Genomic DNA, 15,878 nt, shown 5'->3' on the forward strand with positions numbered 1-15,878 from the left:
GACCATACCGTGCCTTACAGGCTTGTACTGCGAACATCTGGCATCTGATAACTCCCGACCCGGCCGCTGTCGCCGCGTACGCTGAGTGATTAAGGTGTTAACCACAAGCCGTCATGAGGCTGTTGGGAACAACAGGCACTGTTGGGGAACACATGAGAAGCTCGCGTGCCTGGCAACGCCCCACGCTCGGTGCCGTGGCCGCACGGGCCGGGGTTTCCACGGCCACTGTGTCGAACGCGCTCAACGGCACCGGCCGGCTGTCCGAGACGACCAGGCAGCGCGTGCTCGCCGCGGCACGCGAACTCGGTTACGCCCCCGCCAGCACGGCCCGTGCCCTGGCTCGCGGCGGCACCGGAGTGCTCGGTCTGACCATGACGGCATACGGCGACCTTCCCGTCCCGTACACCGAGATCCCGTACTACGCACAGCTGGCGCTGGGCGCCATCTCCGCAGCGCATGAGCGCGGTTACCTGCTCATGGTCATGCCGAGTTCGTTGTCACCGTGGATGTGGCTCAACACACCGATGGACGGCGTCATCCACGTCGATCCGCGCGCCGACGACCCGGTGCGTTCCCTCCTGCGGGAGCGTGGCGTCCCCATGGTCTGCGACGGCCGGCCGCCCCAGCCGCACTGGGGCGACGTGTGGGTGGACATCGACTACGACACGGGCCTGCGCCTCCTGCTCGACCACCTCACGGAGGCCGGCGCCCGGCGGATCGCACTCTCCCAGCCGCTGCACGACAACGAGTACCCGCACCTGATCGGACGCGCCTACGCCTCCTGGTGCGCCGAGCACGACTTGCCCACACTCGTCGAGGAGTACGCCTCGCTGCCCGACTACTTCACTGCTGAACGGGAGGCGGTCAGCCGGCTGCTCAACCGCGATCCACGACCGGACGCCGTCATCGGCATCTATTCCGACTCCGGTCACAACATCCTCGCCGCCGCCGGGTACCACGGGCTTCGAGTGCCGCAGGATCTACTGGTTGCGTGCATCAGTGAGGATGCGGATTACGCGGCGACCACCCCGCCCGTCACCACGCTCAGCCTCCGCCCGGACCGGGTGAGCGACGAAGCGGTCGATCTGCTGATCGCTCTCATCAACGCCCGCACCTGTGTGGACCGGCATCGGCTCGTGCAGCCGGTCCTGGCCCCTCGCCGGTCCACACGAGGCCCCGTACGGCGAGGGAACGGCACACTCTGACCGCACGGGGCCACGGACCGCATCGTCGGCGTGGGGTCAGTTCGTCACGCGGAAGGTGGCGTCGGCGCGCCCCGTCGCCGTGGTGATCGGGTCGAGACGGAGCTGGTACCCGTAGTGGCGCATGTACCGGTCGGGGGTGGTTGTACGACTGGAACGACGACCAGCTTGCGTCGGCGAGCCCGGCGACCTTGCGGAAGGTGGCGTCCGCGGCGAACTGGGTGGTGCCGTCGTTGTAGGCGAGCTGGAAGTCGTATCCGGCGCGCCGCAGGAAGTAGCCGGGGAAGTTCACCGACTCGAAGGAGACGGTACCGGAGCCCGCCAGACCGGTCCTCAGCCGGAACTGGGAGTCGGCGGCGGGGCTGACGTTGGGGTCGATGCGCACGTCCATGTTGGCGTGTCCTGGCGGCTTCCGTTCACGACCAGCGCCTGCTCGGCACCGTCCAGACCGAGTTGGAGCCCGGCGCGGAGTTCGGGTACGGCCGCGCTGATCCTGCGCCGTCCGCGGCGGTGACGCGGGTGCCGGCGGTGACGTAGGTCCAGGTGTCGCCGCGCTTGAGGAACAGCCGGACCTTGGACTTGCCCGCGCCGCCCAGCCGAAGGCCACCGTTGGCGGCGTCCGAGACGTTGTCGACCGGGACCGTGCGCAGCGGCGCGAGGTACTCGGGCGCCCGCACGACGTTGCCCTGGCAAGCCGTCCGGACGCCTACCGCGGAACTCCGCTGCACCCGGGTGAGAAATCGACGGCAACCTTTTCGCTCTCGGCGGTCACTGAGTAGTGCACCATCGGCTCGATCTTCCGAACGGACAGGTATGAAGACAGCGAGGCAGGCCGCGCGTCAGCGCAGGCAAAGACGCAGGCTTGTGCTGGGCACCACCTTGGCGGTGACCGCCGCGGGCGTTCTCGCCTACCTGGTCATGGGGTCGTTCCCCGACCGCAAGGCAGAGGCAGGGCATGCCGCGGCCACACCCGCCGCCAGCACCCAGGTGAGAGCCACCACCACGACTGAGACGGGCACCCCGAGCGCGTCGGCGACGCCGACCGCGACCGGCACCCCAAAGCCGAAGGCCTCTGCGAAAACCCGTCCAGCACGCCCTTCGGCCACAGCCACCCCGCGGCCCCCGCGACCGGCGTCCACCACGCCACCCTCGGCAGGGCGGATTCGGCCCAACACCACCTACAACGGGGTCGCCACCGCCTACGAGGCCGCCGACGGAGACGGCGCCTGCCTGTTCGGCCCGAGTCCCGACCTCATGATCGCGGCCATGAACACCACGGACTACGAGACGTCCAGGGCGTGCGGCGCGTACGTGCTCGTCCGCGCGGCCAACGGCAAGTCGATCACGGTACGGATCACCAACGAATGCCCCCTGCCCTGCGCACCCGGGCAACTCGACCTCAGCCAACAGGCCTTCGCCAAACTCGCCGATCTCAAGGTCGGCCGGATACCTATCACCTGGCAGCTGCTGAGTCCCAGCACGTCCGACACGATCGCCATCAGGTACAAGACCGGGTCCAGCCCTTATTGGTGCGGCATCCAGGCGATCGGCCACCGCAACCCGGTCGCGCGCCTGGAGGTCCGGACCAGCGGCGGCTGGCGGCAGTTGCCCCGCACCGAATACAACTACTTCATCTCCGCCAACGGCAGCGGGTGCGGCAACTCCATCAGAGTCACGGACATCTACGGAGAACGACTGACCATCACCGGGATCGCGCTGCGGCCGAACGTCGTCCAACGGACCGGGGTTCAGTTCGCCCGGCACTGACCCGGCCGCACACGTGCGCGGCCGGCACTGACCCGGCCGCGCACGTGTGCGTCTCTTTCACCGGAAGTCGAGGCGGCGACGGCCCCGCGGGCGTCGATGACGACCGCGAAGTCCTCGGGTGCTGTCGCACTCCCCGGCCCCCGCCCGGGCGGGCAGGGGCCCAGCCCAGGCCACCGTCCCGGTGTCGGGGACAGGCCCGGCTAGAGGGGCGTCGACGACGACGGCACGAAGGGTGCACCGTGTCCCGGCACGATCAGTGCCGGGCCGAGAGCCAGGACCTTCTCCCTGGCCGCCCGCAGCTGCTCGCGGTCGGGCGCGAAGGGGTCGTCGGCCGGCCCCTCGGCGGTCCACCACAGATGGGTCAGGACCACCAGGCCCTCGTCGGTCGTCACCAGGGTGCTGACGTCCTCGGCGGTGTGGCCGGGTGTCGTCATGAGCGTGATCGACGGAGAGAGGCGGTATCCGTCGGCCTCCCGGTCCTCCCAGATGTCGTCGCGGTAGATGGCCATGTGGTCGTGGAAGCGCGCCTCGGGAAACAGGGCGGCGTTCAGCGTGTGGTCCGGGTGGTGGTGGCTGAAGATCACGTCGGTGACGTCTACGGGGGTGAGTCCGTGGGGCGCCAGCGGGTCCAGGATGAGCCGGCGGTCCGCGACCATGCCGGGATCGACTATCGCGACGGTCTCGCCGTCGACGAGCAGGGTGACGGTGCCGGCGACCCGCGTGTCGGCGTAGCCGGTGGTCAGGACGTGGAACGAGGCGGTCATGACGGGGCTCCTCTGGTGAGGCCTTGAGTGATGGGTGTGGGGCCGTGCGAGCCGGTCACCGGGGAAGGAGCGCCCGGAAGCCGGTGATCAGGGCGCGGAGACCGACGTCGAAGGCGAGTTCGGCGCGGCGGTGGTCGGTGGGGGTGTCGTCGAGTACGGCGGTGAGGTGCGGGGCGGTTTCGCGGGTCACGTCGGAGACCATCACCGGCGGGGCCACGAGGTCGAGAGCGGAGCCGAGAATGAAGCTCTCCATTGCGTTGATCAGGGGCATGACCTGGCTCGCGGTGAATCCGGCGGTCAGCAGGAGTTCGGCGACCTTCTCGTACATCGCGTGCATGAAGGGTTCGGCGAGCGGGGCGGTGGCGAGCAGGGGTACCGCCCCGGGGTGCGCGGCGAAGGCCGTGCGGTAGGAGCGGGCCCATTCCTCCAGGGCCTGCTCCCAGGGCTGTGACGAGTCCCAGGCGTCGGGGCTGGTTTCCAGGGCCAGCTCTTCCCTCATGAGCGAGATGATCTCGCCCCGGCCTGACACATGGTGGTAGAGCGCGGAGGGGGCGACCCCGAGGTCCCTGGCCAGGGCGGGAATGGCGAGGACGCCCTGGTCGTCGGCGATTCTCAGCGCTGCGGCGCCGATGCGTCGGCGGTCCAGCAGAGGGGTGCGCGGCCTTGGCACGAGGGCTCCTCTTCGTAGGTCTCACCGATCGGCAGGCGGCACGGTCGCCTGCACGACGTCACCGAAACTTACCGAACGACTTTCAGTAAAACTCTTCCCGGCAGTTCGAGTGACCCCTACGTTACCGAAACCGAATCAGTTTCTGTTTTCGCGTGCGGCGGGAGGGCGTCACTGTCATGCAGGCCGACATCATGTTCACCGGAGGGACCGTCAGGACCGGGGCCGCCGAAGGCCCGGTGCTCGACGCCCTCGCCGTCACGGGCGGCAGGATCAGTGCGCTCGGGCCGGAGGCACTCGCTGCCCGGGGCAGGGACACCACCGTGGTCGATTTACGAGGAGGCGCTCTGCTGCCCGCGTTCGGCGACGGTCATGTGCACCCGGTGATGGGCGGCTTGGGCCTGCTCGGAGCACCCGTGCGCGAGTGCACCTCCGTGGAGGGGATCGTCGAGGCCGTACGGCACTGGGCCGACGGGCACCCCGAGGCCGAGTGGATCACCGGCGACGGCTTCGACGCCTGGCTCGCCCCCGGCGGCAGGTTCGACGCCCGCCATCTGGACGCGGCCGTCCCCGACCGGCCCGTGGTGCTGCGCACGATGGATCACCACACGGCGTGGGTGAACAGCGAGGCGCTGCGCCGGGCCGGGTTCACCGCCGCCACGCCCGACCCGGACGGCGGGGAGATCGTGCGCCGGGAAGGCTCCACCGAACCGCTGGGCACCCTGCGGGAGTTCGGTGCCATGCTGCCAGTCCTCAACCTCGTACCCCAGCCGTCCCACGACGCACAGGTGGAGGCGTTGCGCGAGACCGCCGCCCGGTTCGCCGCCTCCGGCGTGACCTGGGTGCAGGATGCCTGGGTCGAACCGCACCATGCCGATGTCTGGATCACAGCGACGACCAGCGAACCAGGGCTTCCCGTCCGTGCCGACCTCGGCTTCTTCCTGGGGCCCGAGCACTGGCGCGAACGGATCGCCGGGCTCGCTGCCGAGCGTGAACGTGTGGAGAGTGCCGCCCCCGGGCTGCTCACCGCGCACACCGTGAAGTTCTTCGCCGACGGGGTCATCGAATCCGGCACGGCCGCCCTCCTCAAGCCGTACAGCGACTGCCCGCACTCCCACGGCATCGCCAACTGGACACCGGCCGAACTGGCGAAAGCCGTCACCGCGATTGACGCCCTCGGCTTCCAGCCGCACATCCACGCCCTCGGCGACGGCGGCGTCCGCGTCGCCCTGGACGCGATCGAGGCCGCGGTGCGCACCAACGGCACCCACGACCGCCGCCCGGTCATCGCCCACGCCCAGCTGATCGACCCCGCCGACCTCCCCCGCTTCGCCGAACTCGGGGTGATCGCCAATCTCCAGCCGCTGTGGGCCCAGCCCGACCGGCTGATGACCGACCTCATCCTGCCGAAGATCGGCCCGGAACGCGGCGCGCGGCAGTATCAGATCGCCGCCCTGCTCGCCTCCGGCGCCCGCATCTCCTTCGGCAGCGACTGGCCGGTCACCGATCACGAACCACTGCGGGGCATCGCCACCGCCGTGACCCGCCAGACGCCCGAGGGAATCCCCCACGGCGGCTGGCTTCCCCAGGAGCGGATCGACACCGCGACCGCCCTGGCCGCCTACTCCGCCGGATGCGCCTACCAGGCGTTCGAGGAGAAGCAGTGGGGCGTCCTGCGCCCCGGTATGTGGGCCGACCTGGTGCATCTCGCCGCCGACCCGGTCGAGACCGCTCCACGCGACCTGGCAGGCCTGCCTGTCCTGGGCACCTGGCTCGCCGGACGGCGCACGCACGGTTCCCACGTCCCCTCCCCCGTTCCTGGCGCAGGGCGGTAGCCGAAAGGCGCCGTCACGGCCGGATCGCGCACCAGGTCAGTAACCCACCCGTCGACCTCACGCATCACGCGGAGACCTCCATGACCGAGCCCCAAACTCCCACCGCTCCCCAACAGCCTCCAACAACTACCGGGACGGAGCCGACCGGCCAGTTGCAGCGGGCCACGCTCGGCGTCACCGACATCGTCTTCTTCGTCGTGGCGGCTGCCGCCCCGCTCACCGTGATGGCGGGTATCGCCCCGCTCGCCATCCTTTTCGGCGGCATCGGCGCCCCGGTCGCCTACCTGACGGTCGGCGTCGTTCTATGCCTGTTCGCGGTCGGTTTCACCGCCATGACGCCCCACATCCGCAACGCGGGCGCCTTCTACTCGTACATCGCCCGGGGCCTGGGCCGCCCTGCGGGACTGGGAGCGGCGCTGCTGGCGGTGTTCTCCTACAACGCCCTGCAGATCGGCACCTACGGCGCCTTCGGCTTCTTCGCCGCCGGCACCGCGAACGACCTTCTGGGCGTCGACCTGCCCTGGCCGGTCTACGCCTTCGCCGCGATCGCCGTGGTGTGGTTCTTCGGCTTCCGGTCGATCCATGTGGGCGCCAAGGTCCTCGCCACCCTGCTGATCGCGGAGACCGCCATCCTGGTGCTGCTGGCCGGCGCGATCCTCGTCAAGGGCGGTGCGAACGGGCTGAGCCTGGCCTCCTTCGCGCCCTCCAACGTGTTCACCTCGCAGATGAGTGCACCGCTGGGCCTCGCCATCGCCGCCTTCATCGGCTTCGAGGCCACCGTCCTCTACCGCGAGGAGGCCCGCGACCCCGACCGCACTGTGCCCCGCGCCACCTACCTGGCCGTGGGCTTCCTCGGCCTCTTCTACACGTTCATCGTGTGGGTCATCGTCCAGGCCTTCGGCGACGACAAAGCCGTCGGGACCGCGGCAAGGAATCCCGCCGAGATGTTCTTCACCGCGATGACCCGCTACGTGGGCGACTGGGCCACCGACCTCCAGCGCGTCCTGATCGTCAGCAGCATCCTGGCCTCCCTGCTCGCCTTCCACAACGCCATCACCCGCTACGGATACGCACTTTCCGTCGAGGGCGCCGCCCCCGCCCGCCTGGGCCGCATCCACCCCCGGCACGGCTCACCCTGGATATCCGGCATCGCGCAGACCGCGCTGGCGGCCGTTGTCACCGCCGTCTTCGCCGCGATCGGCGTGCACCCGTACAACGAGTTCCTGCTCTGGGTGAACACCCCCGGAGTGGTCGGCATCCTCGCGCTGCAGACACTGGCGGCCTGCGCCGTGGTCGTCTTCTTCCGCCGCAACCCCGGTGCCGGCGGGGCGGGACGCCTGCGGACGGTCGCCGCACCCGCGACCGCCGCGCTCCTCCTGGCCGTGATCACGGGGCTGGTCTGCAACCACCTCAATCTCTTCACCAGCGCCCCGCCCGCCGTCAACTGGACGCTCGTCGCGCTCACTCCGGTCGTCTTCGCGATCGGCGTGGTCCTCGCGATACGGATCCGCCGCAAGCGGCCGGAGGTCTACGCGAAGCTCGCCACCACCGACGTCGAATCCGTGTGAACACGGGCAGGCCCCATCGCGGGACGGCAGGTCACCGCGACGGGGCCGCAGCCGCACGCCGACGTGTCACTGCGTTCTGACTGCCCGCTCAGCCCTGTGCGGCGGAGGCCTGCGCCCTGTCCGACGCGAGCAGCGTCGCGAACCGCGCCAACCGGGCTCCCTGGAAACGGGCGCAGTCCAACGTGACCTCGTCCGGGGCCGTCGAGGGGAATCCTGCGGGCCACGATGTCCCGTAGGGGTTGCCACCGGCGGCGTAGACGACGTCGTCCGTGTAGCCGAGAGGGACGATGACCGCGCCCCAGTGGTAGAAGACGTTGTTCAGCGACAGGATCGTCGACTCCTGGCCGCCGTGCTGCTCGGCCGAGGAGACGAAGGTCGTCACCGGCTTGTCCGACAGCTTCCCCGCCTGCCAGAGACCTCCGGCGGTGTCGATGAACTGCTTCAGCTGCGCCGCCGGAGCGCCGTAACGCGTCGGTGTGCCGAAGGCGTAACCGTCGGCCCACTCCAGGTCGGCGAGTTCGACCACCTCGACGGTCGATTCCGTCTCCTGCTGATGCGCGGCCCAGTCCGGATTCGCGGCTATCGCCTCGGCGGGAGCGAGTTCGGCGACCCTGCGGAGCCGTACCTCGGCGCCCGCGGATTCAGCTCCTTCGGCCACCGCCTTCGCCAGCCGATGCACGGACCCCGTTGCGCTGTAGTAGACGACCAACACGTGTGCTGACACGGAAAACCCCTTCCGAGGGATGATGCTCGATCACGAAGTAGGCGCCTGGCGCCGGTTCACTTGTCCGGTGTGTACGAGAGGACGGCGGTGACCGTCTTCTCCTCGGTGTTCGCTTCGATACCGGCCCAGCCGAGTTCCCGCCCCTGACCGCTGAGCTTGGAACCGCCCCACGGCAGGCGGGGGTCGAGGGGCGCCCAGCCGTTGATCGCGACAGCCCCGGCCTTCACGCGGCGAGCGACCGCATGTGCCCTGCTGACGTCGGAGGTCCACAAGGTGGCGGCCAGCGCGTAATCGCTGTCGTTGGCGATCCCGATCGCATCGGATTCCGAGTCGAAGGGGATGACCGCACCCACGGGCCCAAAGATCTCCCGCCGGGCGATCGTCATGGTGTTGTCGACTTCGGCGAACAATGTCGGTTCGACGAAGAACCCCTTGCCATCCGGTCGGCCGCCCCCGGCGACCAGGCGGGCGCCGTCGTCGATTCCTGCCGCGATGTACTGGGAAACCCGCTCCAACTGCCCTGCGTTGATCAACGCGCCCATCGTGGTGCCTTCGTCGAACGGGTCGCCGACCTTGATGTCGCGGGCACGCGCCACCAGGCGTTCGACGAATTCGTCGTACACGGAACGAGCGACCAGGATGCGGCTGCCCGCGGCACACACTTCGCCCTGATTGGCGAAGATTCCGACCGCCACTCCCATCGCGGCTTCGTCCAGATCGGCGTCCCCGAAAACGATCTGGGGGCTCTTGCCACCGAGTTCCAGGGTCGTGCGCCGAAATCCCTTCGCGGCCGCCATGGCCACCTTGTATCCCGTCTCGGGGCTTCCGGTGAACGAGATCTTGTCCACCCCCGGATGATCGATGAGCGCCTGGCCCGTCACGGCTCCGAGCCCCGGAAGCACACTGAACGCCCCGGCCGGGAACCCGGCTTCCTCGATCAGCGACGCGAGGAGAAGAGAGGTGAGGGGCGCGTCCTCCGGAGGCTTCAGGACGACAGCGCACCCCGCGGCGAGCGCGGGCGCGATCTTCCACGATCCGATCATGGTCGGCGAGTTCCAGGGCGTGATGGCCGCGACGACTCCGACCGGCTCGCGCACGGTGTAGCTGTGCGTGGGCCGGCCCATGTAGGGGGACGTCGGGACGGAGCGGCCCTCCAGCTTGTCGGCCCAGCCGGCGAAGTACCGGAAGGCCCCGATCGCCTGGGGCAGGTCGATGGCCCGCGGCTCGAAGCCGGGCTTGCCGATGTCCAGCGACTCCAGCGTCGCGAACTTCTCGCTCCGGGCCTCGATGAGATCGGCCAGACGGTGCAGCAGGAGCGCCCTGGCGCTTCCGTCCGTTCTCCCCCACTCACCTTCGTCCAGAGCGGACCGGGCGTGTGATACGGCCTCGTCTACTTCCCCGGCACCGGCGGCGGCCACGGTGGTGAGCCGTCGTTCGGTCACCGGGTCGATCACGTCGAAGGTGTCGATGCTCTGACCGCTGCCCCATCGCCCGGCGAAATAGGGCTCCGTCGGAACCGTGCTGACCAGCTGTTCGGCTTCTGTGCGTGCTAGCATGAGTACGATTACCGTTCTATGTGGACGATATTCGAAACCATAGGGATGTGGGTGACCCCGGTCAAGGGGTCGCACCATGCGGGGATCGGGCGCCGCATCACGTGTCAGGGGAGCGCCGGGGGACGAGGGGTCGTCCCGGGGGCAGAGGGCCGCTCGGGCGGCCGTGACATGATGTCAGGCGCGGAAGGGCAGGAGGCGAGTGAAGATCGTGGCGGCAACCGGCGGGGAAACGTCCCTGACTCTTGACCGTGGGCTGACGGTGTTGTCATTGCTCGCGAGGAACGCCGACGGCCTCACGGCGGCAGAGCTCGCCGAGCGGCTGAGCATCGCTCGGGCGGCCGTCTACCGTCTTCTGCGCACGCTGGAGGCGCACAGCCTCGTCGCCCGCATCGGCACGCGATACATCCTCGGGTTCGGCGTGGCCGAACTGGCCGGGCAACTCAAACCACGGCTGCAGGCCACCGTCCTGCCGATTCTGCGACGGCTCAGCGAGCAGACCAACAGCACGGCGCTGCTGAGCGTCGCCGACGGCGACCAGGCCCTGATCCTGCTGACGGCGGAGCCGCCGCACTCCACCATGCACCTCGCCATGCGGGAAGGTGCCCGGCACGCCCTGACCATCGGCGCGGACGGAATCGCCATCCTCGCCGGCAGGCCGGAGAGCGACGAGGACACCGACGACGTCCGCGAGGCGCGTCGTCGCGGCTACGCCGTCAGCGTGGGCTCGATCCAGGAGGGCGCGGTGGGCATCGCGGCCCCCATTCAGGTGTCGGACTGGTCGACCGCGAGCCTGGGGGTGGTGCAACTCGGTCTCAAGCTCATCGACGAACAGGTTCCCCATATGGTCACGGAGGCTGCCAGGACGGCAGCTACGCGGCTGGTCGGGGCACCGGGCCCGGAAGCAGTCAAGTGATGGCGCTCGCCGGTGCGTTGAACCCGGTACGGACGGCCACAGGCCCGCACTCGTCCGCCTACGCGTACGGGCCTGGGACTTGTCACTCGTCGCCTTGGTCACCCTGCTGCGTCACGGAGTGACAGTGCGTTGCCCCATGTCCCGGCGGAGGCGGCACGTCCAGTGAGGGATTGCGGTCGAAGAATCCGACCGGCTTCAACGCGAACCCGACGTACTCGCACGGCATGATGGGCCAGTCCTCCGGCCGTGGCAGATGCGAGGTACCGAAGGTGTGCCAGAGCACGACGTCCGTGTTGACCAGATCGCGTTCCTGCTCGATCCACTTCCCGATCCCGTCTCCAGGATGCTGGTTCGGGTAGTCGCCGGCCGCGTGCAGTTCGTCCGGGCTGTACCGGGTTACCCACAGGTGCGCCCGCGCGAACTCGGCGCGCCGCGCCAGATCGCTGTCGGGAGCGGCAAGCAGTGTCGGGCCGACGAACGGGACGAGCTTGTAGGCGACGGGCTCGTCGAAACGGTTTCGCACTTGGGGATTCGTAATTTTCCAGGCGCGAGCGGCGAGCGGGTCGCACATCCTGCGGCCGTCACGCTCGTTGGTGATCTCCGTGCGGCGGGCGACGATCGCGTTTCCGTACGGATTGTCCGGCGCCGTCGGGAGACCCACCGCGTCGACCTCCACAACCGTGTTGCGCGGCCCGTCTACTTCCATGTCCAAGCGCATGTTGAACAGGTGCTGGTGATTCGGCGCATCCAGTTGCGGCGCCACGAGCGTTCCGTATGCGGGTTTCTCTCCGGGAGCCACAGCCCGCGTCTGGACGATACCGGTCAGCTTGGCTTCGAACTGGATGGTGCCATCGAGATAGAAGTACCAGAAGAAGCCGTACTCGTAGTTGCCGATCGTGTGGATGGACGACACCACGAGACGCCGGGAACGCCTGACCTCCGCATGCTCGACGTAGCGGAAGTCCCAGTGCTTCCAGAGGATTCCGTAGTCCTCCTCATGCAGACAGATGGCGTTGGAGATGGTGTGCGGGGTGCCCGACTCGTCGGCGAGCACCGCGTCGAGGTATCGGATCTCCCCGAGGCAGTCACATCCGAGACTGAGCGAGCCCACCGTCTTTCCCAGGTTGTACTCGCCCGCGTCGAAGACGTTCCGGAAGTAGAAGTCGTCGCTGGTGTCACCGTAGGGCACCACCATCTCGCTGATGCCGGCTCGGTGCACGATCGAGCGTCGGCGGCCGCCGTCCAGGTAGGAGACGTCACTGATGACGAGGCCTTCCACCACGTCGATGTGGGCGTGCAGTCGCCATCGCTGCCACTCGATCACGTTGCCGGACACCGTGAACGAGGGTCCTTCGGGTTGTGTGATCTCGATCGGGCGGAGGTCGTCGCGCAGCGGTCCTACGCTCTCCAGGTCGTAGTTTCCGCTCTCCGGCGGAAGCGGCAGGGAATCCCCTTCCAGAATGGCGGCCACGGAACGGGTGTCGCAGTCGATGACGAATACGAGGTTTCCGACGGGCCTCGCGTAGCCGTTGTCCTCGTTGAAGTGCCGGACATACGCACTGGCCCGGATCACGCGCCGTCGCGGGTCCACCCCCGCGATCGGCAGGGTGCCTGTCGACCAGGGGTCGAACTGCACCTGCGAGAGATCCTCGACACCGTGCCGCACCAGGGCATCGACCGCGGCCGGGTCCTTCTTCACGATCTCGTCGAGCGCCATCAACTCTTCGATCATGATCGCCGGCTGCACCCCGGGGAGGTGCTTCCAGGAGGCCAGGGTGTTGTCGGTGAGATCGACCCGTGCCTCGAACGTCGCGCTCGCATCCGAGTCGTAGACGACGAGGAAGGCCACGCGAGGGATCGGGCGCGAAGGATCGTACTCCCGCACCTTCTCCTTGTCCGGGAGGTGCAGGCGCACCAACGGGAACCTGATCGCCTTTCGTTGAGACTGACTGGCACGCACCACGCTGACGGCTCGTTCTGTTTCCTCGGCGCTGAGCGGATCGTACGGGTGCGGCGTGGCGGTGGTCACTTGCCGTTCCTCCTGCTGCTGGTGTGGGGAGATGACGAAAGATGGTGGGTAGCCGGAGATCCTGGTGTCGTCAGCGTGCGGTCACCTCTCCGGTACCGTGCGCCGACTGATCCGCTTCGGCGTCCTGCTGCCGGGGCGATCGCCCACGTACGGCGAACGACCACACCGCCCCCAGTGCCACCCATGCGAGCAGGGCCCAGGGAACGGTGTCGAGAGGGCTCGGTGCCTGGTAGACGGCACCGAACACCGCGCCCGCCGACACCAGCGCTCCAACGCTCCCGGCGATGAGCAGTTTGGTGTGGCTGACATGCCGCCAGAGGCCCTTCACACCCACGGCGCCGACGACGAGATACATCAACGCCAGGCCCGTTCCGCCGAAACCGGCCATCCAACCGAACGCCGGCGACCACTGCGGTTGCAGAACGCCGGGCTCGGAAGTCTGGCGCGAGAAGATCCCGTCCCCCAGACGCACCCCGATGATGGTGACGCACGAGACGACGCCCAGCAGGGCGGCGCCCCAGACAGGAGTGCGGAACCGGTGGTGCAACTCCGCCAGCTTCGAGGGCAGTCCGCCACTGCGGGCCATCGAGAGCATTCCCCGGGTCGACGCGACGCCGACGCCGATCGCCACCGCGAGGATGTCGAGGATGATCAGGACCGCCATGAAGTTCCCGAAGCCGACCGACCCGAACTCCTTGCCGGAGGCGAGTGCCTCGAGCGGGAAGACACTGTTCTTCCATGCCTCGGCGTCAAGGCCGAAACCTATGTCCTGCGCGTAGGCGACGATCACGTAGTAAACCCCGACGATGGTGAGCGAGAACATGACCGCTCGGGGCACATGGCGCTTGGGGTCCGCGGTTTCCTCGGCGAGGTTGGCCGCCGACTCGAACCCGATGAACATGTTGATGCCGTAGAGGACACCGTAGAGAAGGTCCAGGTGCCCGACGGAGAAGGGGTTGAAGGGTTCGGCGGGCAGGCCTTCACCGTTGTGTCCTCCCCGGAAGATGATGAACAGAGAGAAGACGAGAACGACGACGATGGTGACCAGGGCGAGAATGAGCTGCGCCCGGATGGACACATGAACGCCGACCACGAGAATCATGACGACGACCGCGGCGTATCCCAGTGCCAGTGGCCACCACGGTACGTCCAAGGACATGGCGCTCTTGAACCACGTCTGCGTGAGTCCGCCGAGGACGAGGAACGTCGACGCCCCCAGGACCATCATGGCTCCGTAGTAGAGCCACCCGGCGATCACTCCGATGCGCGTTCCGGCACTGTCACTCACATATTCGTAGAGTGACCCGCACAGATGGATGCGCTTCGCGTACTGGGCGATGACCCATCCAACCCCGCACATGCCGACGCCCGCGATGACGATCGCTGTCGGGGTGGCGACGCCGGCGCCCCGCCCCGTGGCCGACAAGCCCACGACCAGGGGCAAGAGGGCTGCGACCGAGAACACGGGTCCCATGAATCCGATGGATTGTGTCAGGACGCCAATCAGGGACAGGCGGCCGTGGGCCAGAGTGGTGCGATCAGGGCTTGTCATCCCGATCAGCCTCCAGGCTGTGCGATATTCGTACACCATGTACGTTTGTTGAAAACACATGGTGTGGTGGCCCATGTTGGGTGTCAAGGCCTCAGGCTCGGTAATCAGGCGGGCGGAGGCCGACGGTCCGCGTCACCTCAGGGTGATGGCGGCCGACTTGCTACCGGGTCCGAGCGGCACCGGCCGCGGGCAGGCGCCCGCAGGTCTCCGCGATGGCCGGCCGTCCGCCATGGAGCTGGTGAAGGCGACCTTGCCATCGTCCCGTTGGCCACCGAACCCAGCGGGACGGGGGCGAGTCGTACATCGCGAAGTGACGACCGTCGCTACCGACGGGCACGATCGGCCGCCTCCCCAGAGGACTTCACCCTCTGGGGAGGCGGCCGTCGTACCGAAAAGATGGCGGCGGGGCCGACGCAGGCCGGCCCTACCGCGTTCCCAGCAGGAACGCACGGGCCGCCTGCGCGGCGGAGACCACTTCCGGCGTGGCCTCATCGACGCGGTCCTGCCGGTGCGAAACGAACGTGACGCAGGCGTCCAGCACGTCTCCGTCGCGGGCCAGCGGGGCCGCGACCGCGTGAGCTCCCGGCTCCACCTCGCCATGGGTGGTGACCCAGCCCCGGCGGCGCGCTTCACGGACGGCGTCCGAGTCGTCGTCAGCAGGCGCCTGTCCGGCCCGGATCGCACACGGAGCCGCCCCGCGGTCCAGCGGCTGGCGAGAGCCCTTGCGGTAGGCGAGGTGGTAGTCGGCGTCCTGGGGAACCGCCGTGGCCACGGCTACGACACTGTCCGGTTCCGGGAAGAAGAGGACCGCCGTACCGCCGTACCGGTCCGCGAGCTGTTGCAGCAGGGGCTGAATGAACTCCGCGAGGGTGGGCCGCGAGGTGCCCGCAAGCGTGTGCAGCTCTCCGCCGGGCACGTACGCACCGTCCGCGTTCTTCGCCAGGAACCCTTCCGAGGCGAGAGTGCCGGCGAGGCGGTGCACCACGGTCCGGTGCAGTCCCGTCCTGACCGCGATCTCCGCCACCGTCAAGCCGCGGGGCTGGTGAGCAACGGCTCGCAGGACGGCCAGGCCTCGGACGAGGGTTTGTGACGGAGGCTGGCTGGGACGTTTCGCCCTGCCCTCAAGCCCTCCCCCGGTGCCGTTCTCCGTGTCGTTCGCGGCCTCTGTCCGCACGCTGCCTACCGCCTTCCGGGTTCCGCTCACGCGTTCAGCGTATGGCACGGGTTCGCAGGGCCCGCGGGTTGACGCCGAGCCATCCCATCCCCATGCTGTGCACTATACGCACGGACGGTGCGCATAG

General features: G+C 68.6%; 13 protein-coding genes and 1 pseudogene. 5 read left to right on the forward strand and 9 right to left on the reverse strand.

Features of this window, described 5'->3' with window-relative positions; genetic code table 11:
* Positions 1-152 precede the first annotated feature (152 nt).
* A complete protein-coding gene (locus FE633_RS21095; RefSeq protein ID WP_138046713.1) occupies positions 153-1,205 on the forward strand; it encodes a LacI family DNA-binding transcriptional regulator in 1,053 nt (350 codons plus the stop codon).
* A gap of 36 nt (positions 1,206-1,241) precedes the next feature.
* Here FE633_RS21095 and FE633_RS21100 read toward each other — a convergent pair.
* A pseudogene (locus tag FE633_RS21100) lies at positions 1,242-1,602 on the reverse strand (AbfB domain-containing protein); the annotation flags it as partial.
* Between the two features lie 16 nt (positions 1,603-1,618).
* Positions 1,619-1,879, reverse strand: coding sequence for a hypothetical protein (locus FE633_RS47355; RefSeq protein ID WP_171060050.1), 261 nt, complete (start codon positions 1,877-1,879; stop codon positions 1,619-1,621).
* Between the two features lie 136 nt (positions 1,880-2,015).
* Between FE633_RS47355 and FE633_RS21105 the strand changes: the two genes are divergently transcribed.
* A complete protein-coding gene (locus tag FE633_RS21105; protein ID WP_138046714.1) occupies positions 2,016-2,969 on the forward strand; it encodes an expansin EXLX1 family cellulose-binding protein in 954 nt (317 codons plus the stop codon).
* Positions 2,970-3,169: 200 nt separating this feature from the next.
* Here FE633_RS21105 and FE633_RS21110 read toward each other — a convergent pair whose 3' ends face one another.
* Both FE633_RS21110 and FE633_RS21115 read right to left on the reverse strand, forming a co-directional pair.
* Positions 3,170-3,733: an MBL fold metallo-hydrolase gene (locus tag FE633_RS21110; protein WP_138046715.1), complete on the reverse strand. Its 564-nt coding sequence runs from the start codon at positions 3,731-3,733 to the stop codon at positions 3,170-3,172.
* Between the two features lie 55 nt (positions 3,734-3,788).
* Positions 3,789-4,403: a TetR/AcrR family transcriptional regulator C-terminal domain-containing protein gene (locus FE633_RS21115; RefSeq protein ID WP_138046716.1), complete on the reverse strand. Its 615-nt coding sequence runs from the start codon at positions 4,401-4,403 to the stop codon at positions 3,789-3,791.
* A gap of 176 nt (positions 4,404-4,579) precedes the next feature.
* Here FE633_RS21115 and FE633_RS21120 point away from each other — a divergent pair, with 176 nt between their 5' ends.
* Positions 4,580-6,235, forward strand: coding sequence for an amidohydrolase (locus tag FE633_RS21120; protein WP_138046717.1), 1,656 nt, complete (start codon positions 4,580-4,582; stop codon positions 6,233-6,235).
* Between the two features lie 80 nt (positions 6,236-6,315).
* Positions 6,316-7,803 (forward strand): APC family permease, encoded by a 1,488-nt coding sequence (locus FE633_RS21125; RefSeq protein ID WP_138046718.1) that lies wholly within the window; start codon positions 6,316-6,318, stop codon positions 7,801-7,803.
* 88 nt (positions 7,804-7,891) lie between these two features.
* On the opposite strand, the gene wrbA is transcribed toward FE633_RS21125, so the two are convergent.
* Positions 7,892-8,527, reverse strand: coding sequence for an NAD(P)H:quinone oxidoreductase (wrbA, locus tag FE633_RS21130; RefSeq protein ID WP_138046719.1), 636 nt, complete (start codon positions 8,525-8,527; stop codon positions 7,892-7,894).
* Between the two features lie 56 nt (positions 8,528-8,583).
* Positions 8,584-10,083: an aldehyde dehydrogenase family protein gene (locus tag FE633_RS21135; RefSeq protein ID WP_138046720.1), complete on the reverse strand. Its 1,500-nt coding sequence runs from the start codon at positions 10,081-10,083 to the stop codon at positions 8,584-8,586.
* Between the two features lie 208 nt (positions 10,084-10,291).
* On the opposite strand from FE633_RS21135, the gene FE633_RS21140 reads away from it, so the two are divergent.
* Positions 10,292-10,996: an IclR family transcriptional regulator gene (locus FE633_RS21140; RefSeq protein WP_281291221.1), complete on the forward strand. Its 705-nt coding sequence runs from the start codon at positions 10,292-10,294 to the stop codon at positions 10,994-10,996.
* Between the two features lie 82 nt (positions 10,997-11,078).
* Here FE633_RS21140 and FE633_RS21145 read toward each other — a convergent pair whose 3' ends face one another.
* The 3 genes from FE633_RS21145 to FE633_RS21155 all read right to left on the reverse strand — a co-directional run bounded on the left by FE633_RS21145 (position 11,079) and on the right by FE633_RS21155 (position 15,781).
* A complete protein-coding gene (locus tag FE633_RS21145; protein ID WP_212747258.1) occupies positions 11,079-13,025 on the reverse strand; it encodes a primary-amine oxidase in 1,947 nt (648 codons plus the stop codon).
* A gap of 70 nt (positions 13,026-13,095) precedes the next feature.
* The gene (locus FE633_RS21150; protein WP_171060054.1) at positions 13,096-14,499 is read right to left on the reverse strand and encodes an APC family permease; all 1,404 of its coding nucleotides are present in this window, start codon (positions 14,497-14,499) and stop codon (positions 13,096-13,098) included.
* 502 nt (positions 14,500-15,001) lie between these two features.
* Positions 15,002-15,781 (reverse strand): IclR family transcriptional regulator, encoded by a 780-nt coding sequence (locus tag FE633_RS21155; RefSeq protein ID WP_171060055.1) that lies wholly within the window; start codon positions 15,779-15,781, stop codon positions 15,002-15,004.
* Positions 15,782-15,878 lie beyond the last annotated feature (97 nt).

This window comes from Streptomyces montanus, from assembly GCF_005786655.1.
Taxonomy (GTDB): domain Bacteria; phylum Actinomycetota; class Actinomycetes; order Streptomycetales; family Streptomycetaceae; genus Streptomyces; species Streptomyces sporangiiformans.

Coding starts and splice junctions, on each gene's coding strand:
- FE633_RS21120 (WP_138046717.1), top strand. CDS start 4,580: ATGCAGGCCGACATCATGTTCACCGGAGGGACCGTCAGGACCGGGGCC.
- FE633_RS21095 (WP_138046713.1), top strand. CDS start 153: ATGAGAAGCTCGCGTGCCTGGCAACGCCCCACGCTCGGTGCCGTGGCC.
- FE633_RS21150 (WP_171060054.1), bottom strand. CDS start 14,499: ATGGGACCCGTGTTCTCGGTCGCAGCCCTCTTGCCCCTGGTCGTGGGC.
- FE633_RS21105 (WP_138046714.1), top strand. CDS start 2,016: ATGAAGACAGCGAGGCAGGCCGCGCGTCAGCGCAGGCAAAGACGCAGG.
- FE633_RS21135 (WP_138046720.1), bottom strand. CDS start 10,083: ATGCTAGCACGCACAGAAGCCGAACAGCTGGTCAGCACGGTTCCGACG.
- FE633_RS21110 (WP_138046715.1), bottom strand. CDS start 3,733: ATGACCGCCTCGTTCCACGTCCTGACCACCGGCTACGCCGACACGCGG.
- FE633_RS21125 (WP_138046718.1), top strand. CDS start 6,316: ATGACCGAGCCCCAAACTCCCACCGCTCCCCAACAGCCTCCAACAACT.